The organism is Terrimonas rubra (assembly GCF_042686025.1).
Lineage (GTDB): Bacteria > Bacteroidota > Bacteroidia > Chitinophagales > Chitinophagaceae > Terrimonas > Terrimonas rubra.
In genome coordinates, this window is the sequence record NZ_JBHUOZ010000001.1 from 1,734,141 (window position 1) to 1,756,485 (window position 22,345).

Genomic DNA, 22,345 nt, shown 5'->3' on the forward strand with positions numbered 1-22,345 from the left:
GGTCAATACGGGATAACTGATTTAAGATCGCGGACCCTTTTTCCGGGTATGGGTATACAACTACAGGTTACTAGGCTGTATTTTGTTATCAGGGTTATTCGCCTGCTTATAATATACTATTATCAGCGGTAGCGTTTAATGTTGGTCTGTTTAGCCTTATTTGCCACTTCAGGATAGGTCTTCCTGCCTTTTTACCTATAGAACGTAGTTTTATATTATCAGCGGGTATGTAATAAAATAAAGGACATAAAAAAGCCCCTTTGCAGGGGCTTAGTGTGTCAACCGTCCACTGTTGAATGATTTATTGTTTCACAACTTTTTCTGTTGCGATGATTTTATTGTTGCTGATCACCTGTAAGAAGTAAACACCTTTTACAAAGCTGCCTGCTTCAGTTACCGCGATGCTGTTGAAGCCATTGCTCACACCTACATTTTTAGTTACCAGGGCCTGGCCGCTTGTGTTGATCACACGGATAGTGATGGTTTCTTTTTCAGTAGCCTGGTATTGAACCTGTAATTGATTTACAAAAGGGTTAGGTACAACCTGCAGACTTACATTTTTAGTGTTGCTGAAACGTACAGTCCTGGTGTCAGATAATTTAGACTCACCGGTGATTTCTTTACCGTTAATCCTGTAGTAAACAATTTTGCTGTTGGCGTTTACCTGGTTGTCTTTATACTGGTAGCTTCTGATATTGTCAATTGATAATACAACCGCAATAGTGTTGAAAGTAATACCGTCGTAGCTGCGCTGAATTTCAAAGCTTGTTTCGTAGTCAAATGAAGCTTTCCAGTCTAACACAGGAACATTGTTGCTTAAGTTAACATTGAACGATTCCCATTTAACCGGTAAAGGTAAAGGAGCTTCTTCAGGAGCACAGGTAGCTAAGGTGTTAACGGTATCAGGAGCCGGAACATTAGAAAACTGAACCGTATTGGTATTTACACCTGCACCCTGTGTATCAAATATGCGGCTGCTGTTAGTTCTTGTAGCATCAAATACATTGATCATATTGCCCGAACCTGTTGCAGAACCAACTGTACCGTTAGCAGTAGTAGCACCGGTAAAGTACATATTACCTGAACCTGTGATAACACCGCTGTTTACAAAAGTTACACTTTTAATAGTACCGTTACCAGACAGGTTCAGGTTACCATTAGCATTGATGGTTATTTTAGAGTTGTTGCTGGCGTTTGATGACCAGATAAGACCGGTATTGGTAACCGTGCTTTCGTTTAAAACAATTTCGCCGGTAGCGATCATACGGCAATTATTAGTAACCGTACTGCCGCTGTTGAAGGTCAGTGTTTTGGCCTGGAATTTACCGATGTTGGTGATAGAAGCACCGTTATTGAAAGCAATATCACCACCGGCTGTTACTGATTTCCTGTTATTGATCTTGCTGCCGCTGTTAAAATTAAGGTTAGCGGTTACATTAATATCACCCTGGTTAACGATCTCATTAGCAGCGTTGTTTAAGGACATATTACCGGTAAAGTTTAACACGGCACCGAAGTAATTGTTTATTTTGCTGTTGCCGGTTAATTGCTGCCAATTACCGTCAAAAGTAGTATTACCATAGTTCTCCAGGCTGAAGCCGTTTAAAGCGCTCAGGTTTTTAATGGTAGCTGTACCGTTTACCACTATTTTAGATACATGGTTGCCATAGCTGTTAGGGCTGAAAGTAGCACCGCTTTTTACTACGATAACTGAACCTGCGTTCCAGCTGGTAATATTACCGGTATAAGTACCTGCATTGATGATTAAGCTGTCATTTGGATTCAGGTGATATGAAGTATTGCTGTTGCCGTTTACATTATAAGTAACCTGGCTGTTGGCAATAAAAAGGTTTAAGGTAAATACACTAACGAGTGTGAAAAAAATACGGGTAGAAATAGGGTTCATATCACTTAATTATAGGGTAAAAAAACGGATTTGTATTATGAGGATTACTAGGTTTTTTTAGTGTTTTCCTTCGTAATACAACACAAAAGTATTGCGTATTTTACTGTAATCAAATAGTAAAACTACTTGCGATAATAGTTGTGTTTTTTACTATTATTATAAAGTATTGATTTTTAATTAATTAATAAATAATAAAAAACTAATATTTTTTTCAAAATCATTTTTTATTGACATATGTCTATGTTTTTTGAGTAAATCAGGAGATTCTCAAACCCATACTACACCATTTAAAGAGGGTAATTTTACGAAAACAAGGGGCGTTTGGGGATTATTACGATACCCGGAGGAATAGGGGATTTTACCATTTTACGTAAAAAGCCGTGTTTTCATAGTAAATAAGTGTTTTTACTGAGAAGTGGGCGGGATGGGTGAACGGGGAGGTGGTAGAAAAGGGGAGGGTGTAGGGTATAAGGTGTAAGGTGTATGTAGGGCTAAAAAAATAGCTCCTGTTTACAGGAGCTATATATAATCAATAAAAGTTTCAGTTACTCTTCGCGGCCGTGGCAGTTTTTGTATTTTTTACCGCTACCGCATGGGCAAGGCTCGTTACGGCCGATTTTTGGCGCCGCTTTAATGGGCTCCTGTTTGGTTAAAGGCGCTCCGCCATCAGTATTGGGGTCAAAACGGTCACTGGCATTGGCTGCATAATCATCACCGGCCGCATCAATTTCCTCTTTATTGGCCTTCATTTTACTGTAATCGGTTTTTTCCACTTTGGCCTCCTGTAGCGGGGCCTGGCCCTGTTCTACAGGTATTTGTGCGGCGTTCAGGAAGCTGACAATGTTCTTGTTCACTTCAGCGTCCATATCCTTAAACTGCTGGAAAGCTTCTACCTTATATATTACCAACGGATCTTTTTGCTCCAGGTAAGCGGTTTGTACACTTTGTTTCAGGTCGTCCATGGCGCGCAGGTGCTCCTTCCAGGCATCATCAATAATTGCCAGTGAAATGGTCTTTTCCAGGGAGGTTACCAGTTCCTCTCCTTCGGTAGCAATGGTTTTATCCAGCGGCGCTACTACGTTCAGGCCTTTGCTGCCATCGGTAAAGGGAACCACTACATTTTCAATATGAGCAGGTTGCGACTGGCGGATGTTTTTAAATACCGGGATGGCATTCTTTTTCAATGCGTCCTTATGTTGGGCATAAGCTTCGGTAGCCTCGGCATACAACTGGTCTATTACGGTATTCAGATCACCTTTTTTAAAGGCTTCTTCTGTTACCCTGGTATCTATACCAAAAGTTACCAGGCAGTTCAGTTTAAAACCTTCATAATCTTCTGTGGCACGGAAACCGGCTACCAGGTTTTCAGCAACCACCGAAAAGGCATTATCAATATCCAGGGCCAGGCGCTCGCCAAATAAGGCGTGCTGGCGTTTGGCGTAAATGGTATTACGCTGTTTGTTCATTACATCATCGTACTCCAGCAAACGCTTACGGATACCAAAGTTATTTTCCTCTACTTTCTTTTGTGCACGCTGAATACTGTTACTGATCATGCTGTGTTGTATCACATCACCCTCTTTATAACCAAAGCGGTCCATCATGCTGGCAATACGTTCACTGCCAAACATACGCATCAGGTCATCTTCCAGTGATACATAGAATAAGGAGCTGCCCGGATCGCCCTGGCGGCCGGCACGACCACGTAACTGCCTGTCTACACGGCGGCTTTCATGACGTTCGGTACCTATAATGGCCAATCCACCGGCTTCTTTCACACCAGGTCCGAGCTTAATGTCGGTACCACGGCCAGCCATATTGGTGGCAATGGTTACCGCACCAGCCAAACCGGCTCCGGCTACAACCTCGGCTTCCTTGGCATGTTGCTTGGCGTTCAGTACGCTATGCGGAATTTTTTTCTGCTGCAGCATACGGCTTAACAGCTCACTGATCTCCACCGAAGTGGTACCTACCAGTACAGGGCGGCCTGCATTCCGTAAATTCTCTACTTCGTCAATTACCGCTTTATATTTTTCACGTTTGGTTTTATATACCATGTCCTGCATATCCTTACGGGTAATAGGGATATTGGTGGGTATATTTACCACATCCAGTTTATAAATGCTCCAAAGCTCTGCTGCTTCCGTTTCGGCAGTGCCGGTCATACCACATAATTTATGGTACATACGGAAATAGTTCTGCAGGGTAATGGTGGCGTAGGTTTGGGTAGCGGCCTCAATTTTTACATTCTCTTTAGCCTCTAATGCCTGGTGTAAACCGTCGCTGTAACGGCGGCCGTCCATAATACGGCCGGTTTGTTCGTCTACAATTTTAATAGCACCATCAATTACCACGTACTCCACGTCCTTTTCAAACAGGGTATAGGCTTTTAATAATTGCTGTACGGTATGTATACGGTCGGCCTTTTGCGTGTATTCGTTCCTTAACTGTTCTTTCAGTTGTTGTTTTTCTTCAGCGCTGGCATCACTTTTTTCTACCTGGGCCAGTTTTACACCAATATCAGGTAAAATAAAGAATTCAGGATCTTCGGCGCCACGGGTGATCATGTTCAGGCCTTTCTCTGTCAGGTCAACCGAATTGTTTTTCTCTTCAATATGGAACAGTAATTCCGAGTCTACAATATGCATATTACGCTGCTGATCCTGCAGGTAATAGTTCTCGGCTTTTTGCATTTTTACTTTAACGCCGGGCTCGCTTAAAAACTTAATTACCGGGCCGTATTTGGGTAAACCGCGATAGGCACGGAATAAGGCCAGGCCACCGGTTTTAGGGTCATCCTCACCTTTTTCAAATAATTTCTTGGCCTCGTTCAGGTTCTGGCGAACAATTTTTTCCTGCTCCTGGAACAACTGGTGTACACGGCCTTTAAAAATATGGAACTGCTGGTCATCGCCTTTGGCAACCGGGCCTGATATAATTAAAGGTGTACGGGCATCGTCAATTAAAACGGAGTCAACCTCATCCACCATCGCAAAATGGTGTCCGCGTTGTACCATCTCGTCAGCTGAATGTACCATGTTATCACGCAGGTAGTCAAAACCAAATTCGTTATTGGTACCGTAGGTAATATCTGCTAAATAAGCCTGTCTTCTCTGTTCACTGTTTGGCTGGTGTTTATCAATACAATCCACCTTCAAACCCAACCACTCAAATATGGTACCGTTCCACTCCTGGTCACGACGGGCCAGGTAATCATTCACAGTAACAATATGTACGCCTTCGCCGGCCAGTGCATTTAAATAGGCAGGCAGGGTACTTACCAGGGTTTTACCTTCACCGGTAGCCATTTCGGCAATTTTACCGGAGTGTAAAACGGCGCCACCGATCAGCTGTACATCGTAGTGTACCATATTCCAGGTAACATCAACACCGGCCGCTGACCAGGTATTATTAAATACCGATTGGTCGCCATTGATTTTTATATAAGATTTTTTTACGCTCAGGTCCCTGTCCAGGTCGGTAGCCGTTGCTACCAGTTCGGTGTTTTCTTTAAAGCGGCGGGCGGTTTCTTTTACCACGGCAAAAGCTTCCGGCTGTATTTCTTCTAAAATCTCTTCAATTTTTTTATTCCGCTCTTTTTTCAGTTTATCTACCTGCTGGTATATCTCATCTTTACCTAACAGGTCATTAAAGGGCAACTGCTGGGCAGCTTCATTCTTAGCGGCTATTTCGGCATCAATGTCTTTTAAATAGGCAGCGATCTGGGCCCTGAACTCCTGCGTTTTTCCTCTTAATTCATCATTGCTGATGGACTGGTAAGCAGCAAAATGTGCATTAATTTTCTCCACAATGGGGGCAATCTTCTTTACGTCCTTTTCCGACTTGCTGCCACCAAATAATTTAGATATAAAACCAAACATGATTACGTCTTTGTGTGTATTTGCTTAATGAGATTATTTTATACTAACAATTAGCTTTGTCAAAAACAATGCTTAAAAACAAAATAAGCCAGTTTGACAGGCTCGCAAAGATAATAAAGTGCAGCGAGACAGCTGATTTTTATGTGAAGGGAAAGAAAACCGGCAAAGCCGGAAAATAATGGACAATGGACAAATGACAGTTGACAATTAATAATGGGCAATTAACAATTAGTCATCCATGACCCGGGGAAGTCATTACTAACTGCCTGTTCACCCTGAACCTTGAACCCTTGAACCCTTGAACCTTTTGAACTTCCCTACGATTAACTATGAACGGTTAACTATTAACAAAATCCATTATTTTACTTTTTATTAACTTACAAACTTTCATTTCGCGTATTAACACCAAAGGAAGCAAGCATATGATGTGGAAACAGTGGATAAAACGGACGGGAACGATAGCAACAGCAATGTTTTTTTTAATGGCGTGTAATAATGCTGAAATAGGTAATGGGGCCGATGTGAAACAGTCTGCCATTTACTTTGATTATTACCTGACCGGGGAAGAGGAGACGGAGAATGTAATCCTGCGCCTGCAGTATCGTTTTGCCGGGCCTAACGGTACTACTTTATTGTTAACAGCACCCAGCCAGGTGACCCTGGATGGCGTATTATTAACGGCCGACAGCAGTAAAATGAATGGTGTGTACTACGAGATAATGAAACCCAGGGAAGCTTTTACGGGTGAACATACCATTGTTTTTACGGATCATGATAACAATACCTACACGGAGAAATTTACCTTCTCACCCTTTAGCATAAAATATAATTTACCCGATACCATCAAAAGGGAAGACCTGGTGATTAACCTGGATGGCCTGCAGCAAACAGATTATGTGACCATTTTATTGACCGATACAGTGTTTACCAACAGCGGTGTAAACCGGGTGGATACGGTAAAGAACGGTGAACTGGTGATCACCAAAACCGACCTGGGTAAACTGGCACCCGGACCGGTATACCTTGACCTGTTTAAGGAGGAGGAGACTGAAATTGAGCACGGCACTGCCGAGGGCGGCAGGTTTAATAAGGTGTTTAGTGCCAGAAAGGCATTTTTTTTAATGGATTAGCGTAGCTTACAGTACAATCAATAGCTTCTATGGTTAAATATATTGTACTGGGCGCTTTAATGGTGCTAACTGTTACCACTTATTCCCAATCTTTTAAGCTGGATAAGTTTTCGGAAAAGGCTCACAAAACCACCCAGACCGGTATGCTGGTATTAAGTGGCTGGGCCGTGGCCAATATTGGTACGGGCTTTATTGCGGCCGGGCAAACCGGCGGCAGCGATAAATATATGCACCAGATGAATGCCTATTTTAATATCGTGAACCTGGCCATAGCCCAGGCCGGTTACTGGGGCAGCCGTAAACGTATGAAAAGCCCGCAATCCTTCAGCCAGGCAGTAAAACAACAAAACAGCGAGGAAAAAACGTTTTTACTCAATGCCGGTCTGGATGCGGCCTATATCCTGGGCGGCCTGTACTGGGCCGAACTGGGAAAAAAGCACCCCGGTGAGAAAAAATACTTCCAGTTCCGCGGTTATGGCAAAAGCCTGGTATTGCAGGGCGGTTTTTTAATGATTTTTGACGGTTTAATGTATACCATCCGCCACCGGCAGGGCAAAATATTGTTTAAACAGCTGGAAAATATTGATTTAGCCATTGCTCCCGGCGGCGCAGGACTGGTGTACCGGTTTTAATATTTGTTGCCAGGGGTAGGACCGGACATAAATCCATCCGGAACAGGGGTTTATAACCTGTTTTCCACAATTATATCATTTTATGGTCAGCTAAAGGAAATATGACGACGATGCTGTACTTTTGCGGCCAAATTGGGAATTAGTTAATAGTTCACAGTTAATGGTTAATAGTTTGATACTTTACCGGTTAACTTTTAACGGATAACGATTAACTAACTGTTCTTTAAATAAATACAGGTTAGTGAGATAAGCAGGAACTAAACTTACTACTTATTACTTACCACCTATAACTATAATATACCATGGCCGGTCAATTAAAAGAAGTACGTAACAGGATTAAATCGGTACAAAGTACACAACAGATCACCAAAGCAATGAAAATGGTGAGTGCGGCAAAATTACGCCGTGCACAGGATGCCATTGTGCAAATGCGTCCTTATGCCAATAAGCTGCAGGAAATGCTGAGCAATATTGTAAGCAACAGCGAAGGTGAAGTGGGTATGGCACTGGCTGAAGAAAGAATAGTGGAGAAAGTGCTGGTAATATCATTGACCAGTGACCGTGGCCTGGCGGGTGCTTTTAATGCCAACGTTATTAAATTAACCAAAGCCACTATTGCCGAAAAATACCCTGAGCAGTATAAAAAAGGCAATGTAACCATCTGGAGTTTGGGTAAAAAAGGTTACGAGCATTTTATTAAGAACAACTATAAGGCAACCGATACTTTTAAGGATATTTTCCTGGACCTGACTTTTGAGCATGTACAAAAGATCTCCCAGGCGGCCATGAAAGCTTTTGCTGACAAGGAGTTTGATGTGATTGAAATTGTATACAGCCAGTTTAAAAACGCCGCTACCCAGAAATTTGAAGTAGAACGTTTTTTACCTATTCCCAAGGCAGAAAAGAAAGAGGGTGTAAAGAAAGCTGACTTTATCTTTGATCCTTCCCGCGAGGAGCTGATAGCTGAGCTGATGCCTAAAATTTTAAATACCCAGTTATTTAAAGCTACGCTTGATTCATTTGCATCGGAGCATGGCGCCCGTATGACGGCCATGGATAAGGCAAGTGAGAATGCGAATTCTATGCTGCGTGACCTGAAAATTTCGTACAACCGTGCACGCCAGGCTGCTATTACCACCGAACTTACCGAGATCGTAAGTGGTGCAGCCGCTTTAGAAGGATAATTTTAGCAAAATATAAACATTTAGGTACTGCCACGCTATTGTAAGCGTGGCAGTCTTTTTTTACTCACATCAGGATCGCCGTTTTGTTGATAATTGTGTTTTACCCCTCGGCATTGGCATTGTATTTTCGGTACTTATTAGTAAGTACTTTTTTTACAATCATCGTATGTGTAAAAACATACAAAATATCCGTTGAGGAAAACAGATGGAAATAAACGACCTGATCCCACATATTGAATCTTTGATTTTTGCCAGCGATAAAGCGCTGACCTCTTTAGAAGTTACCGAGCATATTAATAACGCCTTTGGTTTTATGGAAGATAAGATCGTCCTGGACCAGGTAGAATCGGCCCTGGAAGGTATCAGGGAAAAATATGCGTCGGAGTTTTATCCTTTCGAGGTAAGGCAAAGCGGCGGTGGCTGGCAGTTTTTAACCAAGAAAGATTATCATAAAACCATTGCCCAGTTAAATGGTGATAAATTCCTGAAGCGCCTGTCGGCAGCTGCATTGGAAACATTATCCATCATTGCCTATAAACAGCCGGTAACCAAGGGCGAGATTGAAGCTATCCGGGGTGTAAGTTCGGATTATGCCGTACAGAAATTACTGGAAAAAGAACTGATCGTGATTACCGGCCGTAATGAAGCATTACCGGGTCACCCATTGGTATATGCCACTTCTAAAAACTTTATGGATTATTTTGGTATTAACTCCGCTGACGAGTTACCAAAAATTAAAGAGGTATTGGCCGACCAGGTAATTGAACCTACCGTGATAAAAGACGCGATGGGTGGTGCCCAGTACGAAACGGAAGCCGATGGCGATACCATGACCGACGTAGCAGAGATTGAAGAGGAGGAAGTAATGTTATCGGTAAGTGAGAATGGCGAACTGGTAGAAAAAGAAGAAGAGGATAACGAAGAGACAGAATAATTACCGTTCTATATAACAGCAGCCGGTAGTTTTTTAAAAAATCAATATATAATGCATACACTGTTACCTTGTAGGAGTGTATGCATTTTTTTATGGCTATACCTGTAGCTTTGCATTATTAACACCATGAACTATGGAAGCAGTCTGGGCCTTTATTAAAACATATTATTTTATACCCCTGGCCCTGGTGTATATAGGTGTTATTGCCACCATACTGCTGGAAAACCGTAACCCCGCCAAGTCACTTGCTTATATCCTGATACTTTTATTTTTACCGGGTATCGGCCTGGTGGTATATTTTTTCTTTGGCCGTGACATGCGCAAGAAAAAAATATTTTCACGAAAGGCCTTTAAGGACCTTGAACTATCGGGTGCCTATTTCAATAACTATTTTGAGGCGTCCGGAACCCAATTGCTTAAGATGGAGCAGCAGATAGGCGACCTGGTACAGCCCTTTCGTTTATTATACCAGCAGCGGCAATCCTTTGTACATACCGGTAATAAAGTAACCTTACTGACCAATGGTGAAGAAAAATTTCCTGCATTGTTTGAAGCACTGGAAAAAGCAAAACACCATATACATATTGAATACTATATTTTTTCCCGTGATGATGTAGGTGAACGTATAACCGAAATATTATTACGCAAGGCAGCGGCAGGGGTGAAAGTACGCCTGATCATTGATGACAGTGGCAGTAACCGCATTAAAGATATTCCCAAACGTTTACGCATGGGAGGGGTAGAAGTGTACAGGTTTATGCCGGTACATTTTGCTTCCCTGTCACAGGCCAACTACCGCGATCACCGGAAGATCGTAGTAATTGACGGACTGGTTGGTTTTGTAGGGGGCATTAACATGGATGACCGTTACCTGAATAACCAAAAACACTCCTTGTACTGGCGGGATACACATGTAATGATAGAGGGCTCAGCCGTAAAAGCACTCCAGTTCCAGTTTTTTTTATGCCTGGGTTTTGTGAGTAAACAGCAGTATGAACTGGAGCCGGTGTATTTCCCTGACCGCGAAGATGAACCGGGTGAAGGCAATATCAGTATTGCTGCCAGTGGTCCCGACTCTGCTTACCCGTATAATATGGAAGTGTTGTTAAGCGCTATTCACCAGGCGAAAAAAAGTATCCGGATCGTCAATCCTTACTTTATTCCTTCGGACCAGGTATTAACCGCTTTACAAATGGCCGTGGCCGCAGGGGTGGAAGTAGAGCTGATCATACCCGGTAAATCGGACAGTTTTATTGTACAGCACTCTTCTTTTTCCTATATATCGCCGCTTATTGCCCGTGGTGTAAAAGTATACCTGTATGAAAAAGGCTTTGTACATGCCAAAACGATGGTAGTGGACGGGGAGATCGCTTTTATTGGTACCGTAAATATGGATATCCGCAGCTTTTATATCAACTTTGAAATAGCCGCCATTATCCAGGATAAAGCCCTCTGCAGGCAAATGATGCAGCATTTTGCCGATGACATTAGCCATAGCCGCCTGATAGATGCGGAAGCATGGGCAAACCGGCCACGATTGCATAAGTTTACCGATTCTGTCTGCCGGTTATTGACTCCTTTATTGTAATTGCAATTACCTTTGCCGGCAATATCATTATGGCACAAGTTTTATCCCCTCAGCAATTAACGGAAATAGCCCGGCAGTTTGGTACGCCTGTGTATGTGTATCATGCAGAACGGATCAAAGAGCAGTACGAAAAACTGACCACTGCTTTTAAAGATTCCAATGTATTGTTTTTTTATGCCTGTAAGGCATTGACCAATATCAGTGTACTGAAGTATGTATGCGAAATAGGAGCCAATGTGGACTGCAGCTCCATTAATGAAGTAAAGCTGGCCCTGCACGCAGGCTTCCCGGCTAACCGGGTATTATACACTTCTAACGGTATTGCTTTTGATGAAATTGAAGAAGCGGTGAGTTTAGGTATAACGGTTAATATTGACAGCCTGTCCAACCTGGAAAAATTTGGTAAACGGTATGGTCATTCTTATCCGGTTGGTCTGCGCCTGCGCCCTAATATCATGGCAGGCGGTAACCTGAAGATATCTACCGGCCATGAAAAAAGTAAATTCGGCATCCCGGTCAACCAGCTGGAGGAAATAAAAGCCATTGTACAGGCCCACAATATATTGGTGAGTAACCTGCATATACATACCGGCAGCGAGTTAAAGGATGTGGAAGTGTTTGTAAAAGGAATAGAGGTATTGTTTGATATTATTCCTCATTTTCCTGAATTAAAATCAATTGACCTGGGTGGTGGTTTTAAAGTGCCTTACAGCGATACAGATGGGGCAACGGATATGAATGCGCTGGCAAAGGCAGTGAAAGAAGCTTTCGACAGCCATCCACAGGCTAAAAACCTGCAGATATGGTTTGAGCCGGGCAAATATATGGTAAGCGAATGCGGGTATTTTATTACAGAGGTAAACGTGATCAAAGAAACCCCGTCAGTTACTTTTGCCGGTGTGAACAGCGGCTTTAATCATTTGATCCGTCCCATGTTTTACGACTCCTACCACCGTATCGCCAACCTGAGCAACCCCGATGGCCCTGTAAAAACCTATACCATCACCGGTAATATCTGCGAAACCGATACGTTTGCCAATGACAGGGAATTACCTGTTATCAGCGAAGGCGACCTGCTGGTTTTTTATAATGCCGGCGCTTATGGTTTTGAAATGTCCAGCAATTTCAATTCAAGGTATAAACCTGCCGAAGTATTGGTAAAAGATGGTGAAGCTAAACTGGTAAGAAAGAGGGATGTGTTTGAGGACCTCTTACGGAACCAGGTTTTTTAAGAGGTTCAAGAGTTCAACGTTCAAATAGTTTAACGTTTTAAGTAGTGTTAAGATACATAAAAAAAGAGGGGAACATCGTTCCCCTCTTTTTATGTTTAAGCCTGCGGCTTGTATTAATATTCTGTTTCTTCACCTAAGTTAACAGGGTAACGGTAGGTGCCGCCGGAACCGGGATAAAAACCTTCTAACTGGATGGTATTGCCCGAAGCCTGTGCAACGTAATTAGCCAGTACATCCATATTTTTAATAGTGTAGCGGTTGATGGAAGTGATCACAAAACCATCAGAGATCCTGCTACGGTCAAGCAGGCCGCCTTTATCCACTTTTTTAACTACCACTCCGCCGTTCAGGTCATATTTGGTAGCAATTTTGGAATCAACATTCTCAAATTCACCACCCAGGCGTTCTGTTAATATATCTGAAGCCACTATTTCAACCTTGCTTACATTGCCACCTAAAGTAACATCGACAGATTTTTCCTGTCCATCACGTACATAGCTGATCTTTACTTTATCACCGGGTTTGTAACTGGCGATCTGGCCGCTCATTTCCAGTCCGGAAGCTACGCGGTTACCATTCACTTTAGTAATTACGTCACCACGTTTGATACCGGCTTTATAAGCAGCACCGTCAGTAGGTACGGCCTGTACAAACACACCGCCACCTTCTTTTACACCGGCTCTTTTAATATAACCTTCGTTATCGGATGTGGGGTAGCTGATACCTAAATAACCACGCTTAACATCGCCAAACTCAATTAAATCGTTCACAATTTTTTTAGTAATGTTCACTGGTATGGCAAAGGAGTAACCGGCATAAGTACCATTAGGCGCCAGTATGGCCGAGTTGATACCAATTAACTTACCGTCGGTGTTGATTAAAGCACCACCGCTGTTACCCTGGTTTACGGCCGCATCGGTTTGAATAAAATATTCTACAGGCGAATTGCTCTGGCGGCTGTTGATACCAATGGTACGTCCCTTAGCACTGATGATACCGGCAGTAACCGTAGCTTCCAGTGTTAACGGATAACCCACTGCTAACACCCACTGGCCCAGCTTGGTATCGTCCGAATTGCCATATAACATATAAGGAAAACCATTGCCGTCAATTTTCAATACGGCAAGGTCCGAACTGGCATCACGTCCGATCAGTTTTGCTTTATAGGTTTTTTTGTTCTCGTTCAGGGTTACGGTAATTTCATCCGCAACACCATCACGTCCGTCAGAGATCACGTGGTTATTGGTAACAATATATCCATCCTCACTAATGATAACGCCACTACCGGAAGCTCTTTGTTCGGGTTGGATCTGCGGACCATAATTGAAGAACTGGTCAAAAAAATCGTCAAACTCACCACCACCACGGGAGTTAGGCAGGTTATTGCTTATTTTTTTGGCAGGGATCTTTGTTTTAATATGCACTACGGCCGGTACGGCTGCTGCTGCTGCCTTGGTAAAATCCGTTAAAGCCTCGCCATTGCCCCCGTTCTCTACATAATGCGCATAGTTTACAGGAAGTTTGGTGCCATTCTCTAAACTGAAAGAACTGTTATTAGACCTGTTCAGTTTGCCATACACCCACACGCTACCAACTGCCGAAAAGGCGCTGACAGCGACTACTAAAAAAAGTTGTTTCCATTTCATACTTATAGCTTTTTAATCTTTTTTATTTGAATCCAGGTACACATTTCAAATTTGGTGCCTTTACTCTACAAAGTAACAAACTGTCAGTTGGTTTTGTTAACCGCTTGACTAGTTTAACAAATCATTTACTAAGGTCTTCGTAGATGCTGTCAAATTTACTAAAAACTACAGGAAGGTTATAAATTTTATTGGCTTACCTTAATGCAGTCAATTGCCCCTTTTATGTCCTAAACTATAATTTAATATGAGGGATGTATTGTTTGGTGCGTGATTTGTATGGGTTTCAGCGTAATTTTATCAAACCATTATTTAAAAATATAAATTATGAAAACAGCAATAGGCATTTCTGCTAATAACAGGAAGATCGTTTCTGATCAGCTGGCTATTTTACTGGCCGATGAATTTGTGTTATACACCAAAACCCTGAATGCCCACTGGAACGTAGAGGGGCCCGATTTCCATTCCGTGCATGTGTACCTGGAAGACCTGTACAATGAATCGGCAAAAATTATTGATGTGGTGGCGGAACGTATCCGTCAACTGGGACATTATGTTTCCGGCAACCTGAAAGATATGCTCAAGCTTACTCATTTATCCGAACAATATGAAGGCGAGAATACCAGTGCCGGTTATTATAAGGAGCTGTTATCCGATCATGAAAGCATTATCATGTTCATACGGGGTAATATTGAAGAATTTAACGATGCTCATAAAGATGCGGGCACCGGTGACTTTATTACCGGGCTGATGGAAAAACATGAAAAAACAGCCTGGATGTTACGGTCGCATTTAAAATAAAAGAATGTATATGTTCAACTATACCCCGGTTATTTCAGCCGGGGTATTTTGTTTGCTGCATTACTGTTTTAAACCACCTCTCTTTCCGGCAAACAGGAAAGGATAAAGAATAATGTACAACAGTAAAGTGCTAAGTCCCGTTGCTATTATCAGGATAACCGTTTTAGCCAGCCATGAATTACTTTCTGTAAAATAATCTGACAGCTGGTTAATGACCATGCTTGCATTTAAAAAGATCAGTATGGCGGTGATCAGCCATGCCAGAAACTGAATAAACGGTTTAATGGCAAACTGCCCCATGGTTTGTTTATTACTCACAAAATAAATAAGGGGTATAATGGCAAAACCCAGCTGCAGGCTTAATAGTACCTGGCTAAAGATCAAAAGAGAATCTACATTCTTTTCACCATATACCAGTATAACAATAACGGCAGGTATAATAGCAATCAAGCGGGTAATGAGCCGTCTTAACAAGGGATTGATACGCAGGTGTAAATACCCTTCCATTACAATTTGCCCGGCAATGGTGCCGGTGATGGTACTGCTTTGCCCGGCTGCTATTAAAGCAATGGCAAACAGGGAGGCAGCCAGCTTACTACCCAGTGCAGCGGGTAATAATTCATAAGCCTGTTGTATCTCTACCACATCGGTACGGCCGGCTTTATGAAAAACGGTAGCGGCCAGTATCAATATGCCTGCATTTACCAGGAAGGCAAGGTTCAGTGCAATGGCACTGTCCATAAAATTAAACTTCAGGGCCTTTTTAATACCTTGTTCTGTACGTTCAATCTTCCTGGTTTGTACCAGGGCCGAATGCAGGTATAAATTATGCGGCATAACGGTGGCTCCAATAATACCAATGGCAATATATAAAGCGGCCTGACCGGGAATACCGGGCACAAAGCCACCGGCTACTTCTTTCAGATCAGGGGCGGCTACAAATAACTGCACCACGAAAGCAGCGCCAATGATAAAGATCAAACCGATAACAAAGGCTTCCAGTTTACGGATGCCCCAGCGCTGTAACCACATTAATAAAAAAGTATCCAGTACGGTAAACAATACACCATAAATAAGGGGCAGGCCCGTTAACAACTGCAGACCAATGGCCATACCCAATACTTCGGCCAGGTCGGTTGCGGCAATGGATATTTCGGCCAGTACCCATAACATAAAATTGACTGGTTTGGGATAGGTTTCGCGGTTGGCCTGCGCCAGGTCGCGGTTACGTACAATGCCTAAACGGGCACAAAGACTTTGTAGTAACAGGGCCATCAGGTTGCTCATGAGTAATACCCATAAAAGAGAATAACCAAACTGGCTTCCTCCGGCCAGGTCAGTAGCCCAGTTGCCCGGGTCCATATAACCTACACTCACCATATAGGCGGGGCCGAAAAAGGCCAGGATTTTTCGCCAGGTACCGGGCTTCCTGGTGGTGGTATCAACCGATTGATGCACATCGCTCAGGGATATATGTGCATGGTGTTCGTCGTGTCTGGACATATGCTTTCTATCAATACAATACTCGTATTTTGGTATAAATATAAAATAAAATTAGACTAATCTAAAAATAAAATTAGGCAAAACTGTTTACTGTGGTATAAAAGGCTTTTAAAAGGGTTAATTGAAAAATAACAGGGAGCTATCGCCGTAGCTTAAAAAACGGAAATGATGCTCCAGGGCATATTGGTAAACTTTACGCCAGTCCTCGCCAATACCGGCGGCCACTAATAGTAACAGGGTGGATTGCGGCTGGTGAAAATTAGTGACCAGGGCTTTTACCACTCTCGGGGTATAACCCGGCGCAATAAAGATCTGTGTGGTAGCCATCAACCTTGCTGCACCTTGCAGTTCTAAGGCAGCAGCTAATGCGGTCAGGGCTTCCTGGGTGGTAAAATGTTGTGGTAGCTGATAACATTCCCACTGCGATAAATGAACATGGCCGGCGAGGTCAACATTTTTATCATGCAAACATTTTACGCCTAGCCAATACAGGGTTTCGAGGGTACGCATAGAGGTGGTGCCAACAGCTACTACCGCGTTGGTATGTGCTGCCAGCCGGGTAATGAAATCAGTACTTACGTCAATCCACTCCGCATGCATATCGTGCTGCTCCATGGTAGCGGCTTTTACCGGTTTAAAAGTGCCGGCGCCCACATGCAGGGTAAGATAAGCGGGGGTAATATGCCGGGCCTGTATTTTTTTAATCACTGCTTCGGTAAAATGTAAGCCGGCGGTAGGGGCAGCTACCGAACCTTCATGCCGGGCGTAAACGGTCTGGTAACGGGTATCATCGGTATTATCGGCCTTGCGTTTAATATAGGGGGGCAGGGGCATCACACCGGCGGCCTGTAATACTTCGGCAAAACTTTTATCAGCGGGTGTCCAGTTAAAATGGATCACAAAACCACCTTCGGTACGGGCATACATGGACGCCTGTAACCGGATACTGGTATTATCAAGTTGAATGGCTTTTTCCAATACCACACCGGGTTTCCATTTAGAGGCGCCGCCAACCAGGCATTGCCATTGTACCTGGCCTTGTTGTAACATGGCGGTGGTAATATCCATATTAAGGCCATGAGGTTCCAGGCAAAATATTTCAATTACACCGCCGGAAGGTTTTTGAAACAACAAACGGGCAGCTACTACTTTGGTATTGTTAAACACCAGTAAACTGTGTTCGGGCAAATAGGTATCAATAGCGCTGAACACGGTCTCGGTGATCTGTCCTGCTTTATAAACCAATAGTTTGGAGGCATCACGTTCGGCTAAAGGGAAATAGGCGATTTTTTCGTCGGGCAGGGTATAGGTATAATCCTGTATGGCTAAATGTTGTGGCTGCATAAAAAAACGACTGACTGTCGTGTTTGATGAGGGGCAAAGATAATGTTGCAGGGTTTAAGGTTTAAAGTTTAAGGTTTAAAGTTGCGGACACTTTAGGTTTTCTGCTTTCGGCATTTAGCTTTTGGCTTTATGCTTTTTTCCTCTTCAAATGCTTGCTGCTGCTGGTTTTCAAGCCCCTGTTTATTTTCTTCCTTTTTTGCTTACTAACAATGAAATCGCGGTTATGCACGGGTTATTAACAGTAATCCACAGGTAATCCACGTAGGTTTTTAATTCCCACGCCAAAAAAGCCATCAAATCCTTGCCCGTATTAGGTTTTGGCTAATTCATATATGTGGAAAAAATTACAAGGGCAATTTTTGGGTGTAAAGTGGGAAAAAGTGTTATTTTGTGGTATTGAATGGAAAAATGCTCCAAGTAATTGAAAATGATAACACTTCGCGGAGAATATGCGGTGACACTGGACGCCAAAGGGCGTTTCCTGCTTCCGGCCGGCCTTAAAAAGCAGGTGGAAGAGGCGGGCGGACTGCGTTTTGTTATCAACAAGGGGTTTGAGCAATGTTTAAATTTTTACCCGGAAGTGAACTGGCTGCCGGTAGAAGCAAAAGTAAATGCGCTCAACGATTTTAAACTGGAAGTGCGCCAGTTCAAAAGATTATTTATGAACGGGGTAACGGATGTAGAGCCGGATAGTGCAGGCAGGATTTTGATCCCCGGATCATTGAAAGAGTTTGCGGGTTTGAACAAGGATATCGTGTTAACCACCGCAGGCAACAAATTTGAAATTTGGGATAGTAATAAGTACAAAGAGTTCTTTGAATCACCAGTAGCGAATTCGTATGGCGACCTGGCAGAAAAATTATTAGGCGGACCATCATCTGACGAAATAATACTGTAACTGAAGCGATGGCAAAAAAGAAGCAACAACCCGGAACCGATGCACCCGAAACGGGGCAGGACCTGGCAGGCAGTGATTACCACATTCCTGTTCTGTTACACGAAACCATCAGCGGGCTCAATATTAAACCCGGTGGTATTTACGTGGACTGCACTTTTGGCGGGGGCGGGCACTCAAAAGTTATTCTTTCTCATTTAAACGAACAGGGAAAGTTAATTGCTTTTGACCAGGATGAGGATGCTAAACAAAATATACCCGATGACGACCGGGTAATATTTGTGCCCCACAACTTCAGGCACCTGTATCGTTTTTTACGGCTGCATAATATTACACAGGTTGACGGCATTATGGCCGACCTGGGTGTGAGCAGTCACCAGTTTGATGAAGGCGACCGCGGTTTTTCTACCCGTTTTAATGCCAACCTCGATATGCGTATGGACAGGCGGCAAACCACCACTGCATTTGATATTGTCAATACTTACAGCGAACAGCAGTTGCATAAACTGTTTGAGCAGTATGGCGAGGTAACCAATGCCAAAACATTGGCCCGTAGTATTGTGCAAATGCGGTCAACCGTTTCCATGCAAACCATCGATGGCTTTAAAAACGCGTTACGTGAACTGGTGAAAGGCAATCCCAAAAAGTACTTTGCCCAGGTTTTCCAGGCTTTACGCATGGAGGTGAATGATGAAACGGGCGCATTGAAAGAAATGCTTTCGCAAACACCACCACTGCTGAAACCCGGCGGCCGACTAGCCATCATATCCTTCCATTCCATCGAAGATAGAATTGTAAAGAACTTTTTTCGACGGGGGAGTTTTGACGAACCCGAGGATAACCCTTTTACCAACAACCCTACTGTTTCTGAGCTTATCATCATCACGAAAAAACCGGTGATGGCGTCCGATAGCGAGGCTAAACTGAACCCGCGGTCCCGTAGTGCAAAACTGCGTGTGGCCGAAAAAAAGTGACCGGTTATTTACTGGTTTATTTTTTATGGTACCGGCTGTAGTGCTACTCTCAGCTGCTGTTGCGTCGCACACTTGTACAGTATACCGTTATTCATCAGCTGAAAGCCAAAAGCATAAAGCTGAAGGCTGGGAACAATGAACTATTAACAATGAACTATTAACTCATAGATGTCAGAACAACAAACAAAAATTAACTGGAAAAAATGGTTGAACTATCAGTCGATAGTGAAACAGGTGCCGTTTTTTTTGTTCCTGGCATTGCTGGCGGTAGTATACATATATAATGGTCACTATGCCGATAAAACGGTACGTAATATTAACCGTACGGCAAAAGAAGTAAAGGAGCTGCAATACGAATACAAAGCCATTAAGGCCGAAGTAATGTTCCGCAGTAAGCCCAGTGAAGTAGCCAAGGCGGTGGAGCCTTTGGGATTAAAGGAGCCGGCAGAGGCGCCGATTGTATTAAAAGACAGTGTAGAGAAGAATTAGACAATTAGTTAATTAGATAATTTGAAAATGAAGGCACCCACTATTTAAAGTAAATGCCGGAGCGATAAAAATAAATGGAAATAAGGAAAGACATATTATGGCGTGTGTACCTGTGTTTTATAGGTATGACGGTGTTATGTGTCTTTATACTGGCAAAAGCCATTTATATCCAGGGACCACAGGGCGAGCACTGGCGCAGCATGAGCGATAGCATGCACCAGAAGATCGTTGAACTGGATGCTGACCGCGGTACCATTTACAGTGAGGACGGACAGATGTTAAGCACCTCCATGCCACAGTTTGATATTTATATGGACATGCAGGCAGATGGATTGCGTGATAAGAACGGGAAGATCTTTAAAGAAAATGTTGACTCCTTCTCTGTAGCCCTGGCCGGTTATTTTGGCGATAAAACAGCCAAACAATATAAAGCCGATCTGCAGGAGGCCTATAAAAAGAAAAGACGTTATTATCCTTTACGGAAAAAAATGTCTTTTGAGGATTATAAAAACTTTCGCCAGTTTCCTTTGGCCCGCTTAAGTCGTAACAAAAGCGGGGTAATTGTAGAGGAAAGCAGTAAAAGGGTAGCGCCCTTTGGGTTACTGGCCAACAGGACCATTGGTTTGTCAAGGGAGTTCATTAACAGCGATGGCAAAGTGAAGAAGATGAATGTGGGCCTGGAAATGAGCTACGACAGCCTGCTGGTAGGACAGAAAGGGCAACGCCTGGTTCGTTTTATTACAGGTGGAGCTGTGCCGGTAGAAGGTTTCCAGGTAGAGCCGGAGAATGGTAATGACCTGTATACCACCATTGATGTGAATATGCAGGATGTAACCCAGAATGCCCTGCTGAAGATGATGCTGCAGTGTGAGGGTGAATATGGTTCGGCCATATTAATGGAGACAAAGACGGGTAAAATCAAAGCCATGGCCAACCTGGGCCGTCATACCGATGGTACTTACTGGGAGGATGATAACTATGCTTTGCGTGTTTCAGAACCCGGATCTACCATTAAGCTGGTAACATTATTAGCCGTACTGGATAAAGGCACTTTTAAATTAGATGACCTGGTGGAAGTAGGCAGCGCTGGCAGAATGGTGGTTGGTCCGCGGAATGTGAACGATGCGGAACGTTCACCTAAATCGGTACTTACCGTAAAAGAAGCCTTTGCACATAGTTCCAATGTAGGTATGAGTAAGCTGGCATTTAAAGCTTTTGGTCAAAATCCAACCGAGCTGGGTGAGTATATGAAGAAGTATGGAATGGCTACCAAATCACCGATTGACCTGGACCATTTACCCAAGCCGAGGCTTGCACCATTGGAAAAAGGGAATGGCGGTGTGATGAATATGATCACTATGAGCTTTGGGTATGCCATTAATGTAAGCCCTTTGCAAACGCTGACCTTATATAATGCGATAGCCAATAACGGTAAGATGGTAAAACCTTACCTGGTAAATAATATACAGCAGAACGGCCTGGTGGTAAAACAGTTTGAGCCCGTGGTGATGAATGAGCAGATCTGCAAGCCGGAAGTAGTAAAGGCTGCACAGGCCAGTATGGAAGCGGTGGTTACCGAAGGCACTGCCCGCAAAGCCATGGCAGGCCTGCCTTTTAAAGTAGCAGGTAAAACCGGAACGGCGCATGTGGCCGATGGTAATATAAAATATGGCCATGGGGTATACCAGGCATCATTTGTTGGCTACTTCCCGGCCGATAACCCGCAATACAGTTGTATTGTAGTGATCAGGACCAAACCTCATGCAGCAGTACACTATGGTGGCTCATTAGGTGGTCCGGTGTTTAAAGAAATTGCCAGCAGGGTATATGCCATGCATGTGGACAGCAAAAGTCCGAGCCAGTTCATAGCAAAGAAAGATAGTTCGGCTTATTTCTATGCAGGCAGCGCCGGTGATTTCAAACAAGTGTACGGGATGTTAAATATCAGCTTCCGCGATTCGGCAAAGGATAAGGACTGGATCAATGTATACGGAGCAGGCAGTACACCCGTGGCAACGGTTAACCAGGTGCGCAAACAGTTAATGCCCAGTTTAAAAGGCATGGGTTTAAAAGATGCGTTGTATTTATTGGAGTCGATGGGCGTGAAAGTACAGGTGAAGGGTAAAGGTAAAGTGATGAGTCAGTCAGTCTCTCCAGGTACGACCCTGGCAAAAAATATGACAGTTACAATTGAATTAGGATAAAATAT

General features: G+C 43.4%; 16 protein-coding genes. 11 read left to right on the plus strand and 5 right to left on the minus strand.

All coding sequences use genetic code 11. The features are described from left to right. Window positions 1-301: 301 nt before the first annotated feature. Both ACFS6H_RS07395 and secA read right to left on the minus strand, forming a co-directional pair. Window positions 302-1,906 carry a T9SS type A sorting domain-containing protein gene (locus ACFS6H_RS07395; RefSeq protein ID WP_386096793.1) on the minus strand — a complete coding sequence of 535 codons (1,605 nt, stop codon included), beginning with the start codon at window positions 1,904-1,906 and terminating at the stop codon, window positions 302-304. A 545-nt stretch (window positions 1,907-2,451) separates the two neighbouring features. Further along, the gene (gene secA / locus ACFS6H_RS07400; protein WP_386096795.1) at window positions 2,452-5,787 is read right to left on the minus strand and encodes a preprotein translocase subunit SecA; all 3,336 of its coding nucleotides are present in this window, start codon (window positions 5,785-5,787) and stop codon (window positions 2,452-2,454) included. Window positions 5,788-6,209: 422 nt separating this feature from the next. Between secA and ACFS6H_RS07405 the strand changes: the two genes are divergently transcribed. The 6 genes from ACFS6H_RS07405 (at window position 6,210) to lysA (ending at window position 12,487) form a co-directional block, all read left to right on the plus strand. Next, on the plus strand, window positions 6,210-6,917 hold the full coding sequence (locus ACFS6H_RS07405; RefSeq protein WP_386096797.1) for a hypothetical protein: 708 nt from the start codon (window positions 6,210-6,212) through the stop codon (window positions 6,915-6,917). Between the two features lie 29 nt (window positions 6,918-6,946). After that, a complete protein-coding gene (locus tag ACFS6H_RS07410; protein WP_386096799.1) occupies window positions 6,947-7,549 on the plus strand; it encodes a DUF6992 family protein in 603 nt (200 codons plus the stop codon). Window positions 7,550-7,851: 302 nt separating this feature from the next. Then, on the plus strand, window positions 7,852-8,733 hold the full coding sequence (gene atpG / locus ACFS6H_RS07415) for an ATP synthase F1 subunit gamma (RefSeq protein WP_386096801.1): 882 nt from the start codon (window positions 7,852-7,854) through the stop codon (window positions 8,731-8,733). A gap of 205 nt (window positions 8,734-8,938) precedes the next feature. Then, a complete protein-coding gene (scpB, locus tag ACFS6H_RS07420) occupies window positions 8,939-9,667 on the plus strand; it encodes an SMC-Scp complex subunit ScpB (RefSeq protein WP_386096803.1) in 729 nt (242 codons plus the stop codon). A 133-nt stretch (window positions 9,668-9,800) separates the two neighbouring features. Continuing rightward, on the plus strand, window positions 9,801-11,255 hold the full coding sequence (gene cls, locus ACFS6H_RS07425) for a cardiolipin synthase (RefSeq protein WP_386096805.1): 1,455 nt from the start codon (window positions 9,801-9,803) through the stop codon (window positions 11,253-11,255). A 29-nt stretch (window positions 11,256-11,284) separates the two neighbouring features. Beyond that, window positions 11,285-12,487: a diaminopimelate decarboxylase gene (gene lysA, locus ACFS6H_RS07430; RefSeq protein WP_386096807.1), complete on the plus strand. Its 1,203-nt coding sequence runs from the start codon at window positions 11,285-11,287 to the stop codon at window positions 12,485-12,487. Window positions 12,488-12,600: 113 nt separating this feature from the next. On the opposite strand, the gene ACFS6H_RS07435 is transcribed toward lysA, so the two are convergent. Beyond that, complete coding sequence (locus ACFS6H_RS07435) at window positions 12,601-14,133, minus strand: trypsin-like peptidase domain-containing protein (protein WP_386096809.1); 1,533 nt, start codon at window positions 14,131-14,133, stop codon at window positions 12,601-12,603. A gap of 324 nt (window positions 14,134-14,457) precedes the next feature. Between ACFS6H_RS07435 and ACFS6H_RS07440 the strand changes: the two genes are divergently transcribed. Further along, window positions 14,458-14,931, plus strand: coding sequence for a Dps family protein (locus tag ACFS6H_RS07440; RefSeq protein WP_386096811.1), 474 nt, complete (start codon window positions 14,458-14,460; stop codon window positions 14,929-14,931). A 60-nt stretch (window positions 14,932-14,991) separates the two neighbouring features. Here ACFS6H_RS07440 and ACFS6H_RS07445 read toward each other — a convergent pair whose 3' ends face one another. After that, window positions 14,992-16,434: an Nramp family divalent metal transporter gene (locus ACFS6H_RS07445; protein ID WP_386096814.1), complete on the minus strand. Its 1,443-nt coding sequence runs from the start codon at window positions 16,432-16,434 to the stop codon at window positions 14,992-14,994. Between the two features lie 117 nt (window positions 16,435-16,551). Continuing rightward, window positions 16,552-17,778, minus strand: a complete 1,227-nt coding sequence (locus ACFS6H_RS07450; protein ID WP_386096816.1) for an S-adenosylmethionine:tRNA ribosyltransferase-isomerase — start codon at window positions 17,776-17,778, stop codon at window positions 16,552-16,554. Window positions 17,779-18,205: 427 nt separating this feature from the next. Between ACFS6H_RS07450 and mraZ the strand changes: the two genes are divergently transcribed. From mraZ to ACFS6H_RS07470, 4 genes are all read left to right on the plus strand, one after another. Further along, window positions 18,206-18,676 carry a division/cell wall cluster transcriptional repressor MraZ gene (mraZ, locus tag ACFS6H_RS07455; RefSeq protein WP_386096818.1) on the plus strand — a complete coding sequence of 157 codons (471 nt, stop codon included), beginning with the start codon at window positions 18,206-18,208 and terminating at the stop codon, window positions 18,674-18,676. A gap of 8 nt (window positions 18,677-18,684) precedes the next feature. Then, window positions 18,685-19,647: a 16S rRNA (cytosine(1402)-N(4))-methyltransferase RsmH gene (gene rsmH / locus ACFS6H_RS07460; RefSeq protein WP_386096821.1), complete on the plus strand. Its 963-nt coding sequence runs from the start codon at window positions 18,685-18,687 to the stop codon at window positions 19,645-19,647. 168 nt (window positions 19,648-19,815) lie between these two features. Next, complete coding sequence (locus ACFS6H_RS07465) at window positions 19,816-20,136, plus strand: FtsL-like putative cell division protein (protein ID WP_386096823.1); 321 nt, start codon at window positions 19,816-19,818, stop codon at window positions 20,134-20,136. Between the two features lie 74 nt (window positions 20,137-20,210). Beyond that, entirely contained in the window at window positions 20,211-22,340 is a 2,130-nt protein-coding gene (locus tag ACFS6H_RS07470; RefSeq protein ID WP_386096825.1) for a penicillin-binding protein, read from the plus strand. The last annotated feature ends 5 nt before the right edge of the window (window positions 22,341-22,345 follow it).